The organism is Roseovarius sp. MBR-154 (assembly GCF_053628595.1).
Window position 1 is genome coordinate 1 of the sequence record NZ_JBRJGR010000053.1, and the last position, 3666, is coordinate 3666.

At 62.0% G+C, this 3666-nt stretch carries 4 protein-coding genes; 2 read left to right on the forward strand and 2 right to left on the reverse strand.

Annotated features, from left to right (window positions below):
• The coding region (locus tag ACSSV4_RS22930; protein WP_454277300.1) for an HAD-IC family P-type ATPase at window positions 1–1047 on the reverse strand (1047 nt) is incomplete at its 3' end.
• Between the two features lie 10 nt (window positions 1048–1057).
• Window positions 1058–1132, reverse strand: coding sequence for a K(+)-transporting ATPase subunit F (gene kdpF / locus ACSSV4_RS22935; protein WP_454277303.1), 75 nt, complete (start codon window positions 1130–1132; stop codon window positions 1058–1060).
• A 376-nt stretch (window positions 1133–1508) separates the two neighbouring features.
• Between kdpF and ACSSV4_RS22940 the strand changes: the two genes are divergently transcribed.
• Together ACSSV4_RS22940 and ACSSV4_RS22945 are read left to right on the forward strand one after the other, a co-directional pair.
• Entirely contained in the window at window positions 1509–2174 is a 666-nt protein-coding gene (locus ACSSV4_RS22940; protein WP_454277301.1) for a potassium channel family protein, read from the forward strand.
• Between the two features lie 3 nt (window positions 2175–2177).
• On the forward strand, window positions 2178–3521 hold the full coding sequence (locus ACSSV4_RS22945; protein WP_454277302.1) for a TrkH family potassium uptake protein: 1344 nt from the start codon (window positions 2178–2180) through the stop codon (window positions 3519–3521).
• Window positions 3522–3666 lie beyond the last annotated feature (145 nt).

Here is a 3666-nt window from a genome sequence, read left to right on the forward strand (position 1 = left end):
CCGTGCGATCCGTTCGGTCAGGCTGCGCATCTGCCTGACAGCGCCTTGGTCGAAATCATGCAGCTTGAGGATTGCGTCGACAGCACCCTTTCGGATTTGGCGCTCACCGATGTCGATGCCGCTCACGCGCGTCTGCGCCGAGAAGGCGACCATCTTGGCACCATCGGGGGCCGCCTCGACCGCGCGACCCGACTTGGCCAAGACATTGAAGCGGATCAGCCGGTCCATGCCTGCGATACCGATGGCTGACAAAAGCGCCGAGATCGTTGTCGGGATCAGCGCCACGAACAGCGCCACCGGCACCGGCACCGGGATCGCCCCGCCCGCATAGGCGGCAATGGCAGGCAGCGTGCCGACCGCGATCATGAAGATAAGCGTCAGCCCCGTGAGCAGGACCGTCAGCGCGACCTCGTTCGGCGTCTTGGCGCGGGTTGCGCCTTCGACAAGGCTGATCATCCGGTCAAAGAAACCCTCGCCGGGCTCTGCCGTCACCTTAACCTTGATCCAGTCCGAGATCACCTGCGTGCCCGCCGTGACGGCAGACCGGTCGCCGCCCGCCTCGCGGATCACCGGCGCGGATTCCCCGGTGATCGCCGCCTCGTTGACCGAGGCCACGCCTTCGATCACCTCACCGTCCGCCGGGATCTGATCGCCGGTCTCGACCAGCACGATGTCACCCGCGCGCAGCTCGCTGGCGGATACGAGCTTGTGGCTGTCGCCCTTGAGGCGCTTGCCTTTCAGTTCCGCCTTGGTCGACCGCAACGAGGCCGCCTGCGCCTTGCCGCGACCCTCTGCCAATGCTTCGGCAAAGTTGCCGAACAGCACGGCCAGCCAAAGCCAGAACACGATCTGCGCCTCAAAGACGATATCACCTCCGACTACGATGATGCGGATCAGCAGAACCGTCGCCAAAAGGGCGACGGTGGCCGTAGTGAACATCACCGGGTTCCGGATCAGCTGGCGCGGGTCGAGTTTGACGACGCTCTCACGCATCGCCGGACCGACAAGGCCGAATGAAAAGATCGAACTGTTGTGTTGATGTGCCATGCTGCACCCCTCAGAACCGTTCCGGCCGCAAGAGCACGGCCAGCAGGTAGACGAGAAGTGCTGTGGCAGTGATGCCACCGAGCACGAGATCGAAGCCCGTGTATCATTCCTCCAGATACCATCAGAGACCCGATAGATGCGGCAGCCGGGCATAGGATGGACAGGTGAAGTTCAGCCAGAGACCATAAAATAAGCATAGAAATAATTTATATTCCGAAACTTAACTGGACGGCTGTGCACTGGAGCACTCGATAGCCAGCACGCGAACATCCACCATTTCTACCGGAACGCCATTGGCACAAGGAGTCGGAGAAGTCGTCTGCCATTATTCTCGCACCATGCGAGTCAGACCACGAATCCAACGAAACTTGCCCTGAAACGGCGTGACGGGGCATATAAGAGCTGTTTTGTTGACCACGAGAATGCCAAGTAATAGGCCAGTCGCAGCAGAAGAGGTCGGCATGTCCAGACAGAAAAATCGCAGTGTCGCCGTGATCGGGCTTGGCACCTTCGGCACGACAGTGGCCTCGGAACTGGCGCGGTTCGGCAATCATGTTCTGGGGATCGACACCGTGGAGCGCAATGTATCCCGTGTAGCCGACACGCTGACAGAAGCCGTGATCGCCGACGGGCGTGACGAGCAGGCGTTGCGCGAGGCCGGTGTGGGCACTTACGACGTGGCCGTCGTGGCGATCGGCGAAGAGCTCGAGGCCAACATTCTGTGCACGATGAACGTCAAGCTGCTCGGCGTGCCGACGATCTGGGTCAAGGCGATGAGCCGCACGCATCATCGCATCCTCACGAAGCTGGGCGCCGACCGCGTCATCCAGCCGGAGCAAGAGATCGGGCGGCACATCGCGCAGATGTTGCACAACCCGCTGGTGCGAGACTATGTCAGCCTCGGCAACGGTTTTCACGTCGTCGATTTCCGCGTGCCGGAGGGCCTTGACGGCAGACGTGTAGATGCGGTCGGGCTTGCGGATGGATTCGAGCTGCGGTCGCTTGGCCTCATGCGGGGCAGCGAATTCATATCCTGCGAGTCGGGCGCGGCCGAGCTTCAGACCGATGACAAATTGCTGCTGCTTGGCCGGAGAGAGAACCTGCGTCGTTTCGCGGACGGGCTCTGAGACGTGGCACGTGTTGCATGGACCCGGCGGGGCGGCCGCCTTCGGACCCCGCCTCCCGCGATTCTCGCGGCACTTTATGCGGTGTTGATCACCACCGGCGCGGTGTTGCTGAAACTGCCCGTTGCGACTCCCGAGCCGATCACCTGGTCGGATGCGATCTTCACCGCCACCTCGGCCGTGACCGTGACCGGGCTGGTGGTGATCGACACCGGCAGCCAGCTGACGATTTTCGGGCAGGCGGTGGTAATGGTGCTGATCCAGCTGGGCGGACTGGGGCTGATGACCTTCGCGGTGCTGGTGCTGTCGATGCTGGGGCTGCCGCTGAGCATGTCACACCGCATTTTCCTGCGCGAGGATCTGAACCAGACCTCGATCACCGACCTGATGAAACTGGTGCGCGGCATCCTGAAAGTGGTGCTGGCCTGCGAGCTTGTGGGCGTGGTGCTCCTGTCCGTGGTCTTCGTGCCCGAATTCGGCTGGCCAATGGGTCTGTGGCAGGCGCTGTTTCATACTGTCTCAGCCTTCAACAACGCAGGCTTCGCGCTTTTTCCCGACAGCCTGTCGCGATGGGTCGGTGACCCGATCATCAACCTCACCGTGCCGGCGCTTTTCATCTTTGGCGGGCTTGGCTTCATCGTCGTGACGGAACTTTACAGCAGGCGCAGCTGGCACGGATTCTCGCTGCACACCAAGCTGATGGTGGTCGGCACCCTCGCGCTGATCGTCTGGTCGGTGCTGGCCTTCGCGGCCCTGGAATGGACAAATCCGGCCACGCTTGGCGGGCTCGAGGACATCGGGGCGCGGCTCTGGGCGAGCTGGTTCCAGGGGGTGACGACGCGCACCGCCGGGTTCAACACGGTGGATATCGGCGGCATTCATGACAGCACGGCAATGATGTTCATGTCGCTGATGGTGATCGGCGGTGGCAGCACCTCGACGGCGGGGGGCATCAAGGTGACGACCTTCATCGTCCTGCTTCTGGCCACGATCGCGTTCTTCCGGCGGCGCACGCAGTTTCACGTCTTCGGCCGCAGCCTCGGTCCGGACGAGGTGATGAAGGTTCTGGCCCTCACAATGGTGAGTATGCTGACCGTCTTCATGGCGATTTTCCTGATTACGATCTCGCATGACGGGGATTTCCTCGACTTGGCCTTCGAGGTGACCTCCGCCTTCGGCACCGTCGGCCTCTCGCGCGGGGCGACGGGCGAGTTGGACGGGTTCGGCCGCGCGGTGATCATCGCGGTGATGTTCATCGGTCGCGTCGGCCCGCTGACGCTGGGGTTTTTCCTCGCCACACGGTCGACACCTCGTCTGAGCTATCCGTCCAGCAAGGTCTATCTGGGATAAGTCGGAAGGTTAAATCGTCAGACGACTTCCTGCCAGACTGTGCGGTCATTAACGTCGAGTTCGCCCCGAAATCAGAGAGGTTGTGCCCAAGGCATGAACTCCGGTCCAAGACTTGCAATCGTGCTCTGAATCGCGCGAGGCGGCA

Coding starts and splice junctions, on each gene's coding strand:
- ACSSV4_RS22940 (WP_454277301.1), top strand. CDS start 1,509: ATGTCCAGACAGAAAAATCGCAGTGTCGCCGTGATCGGGCTTGGCACC.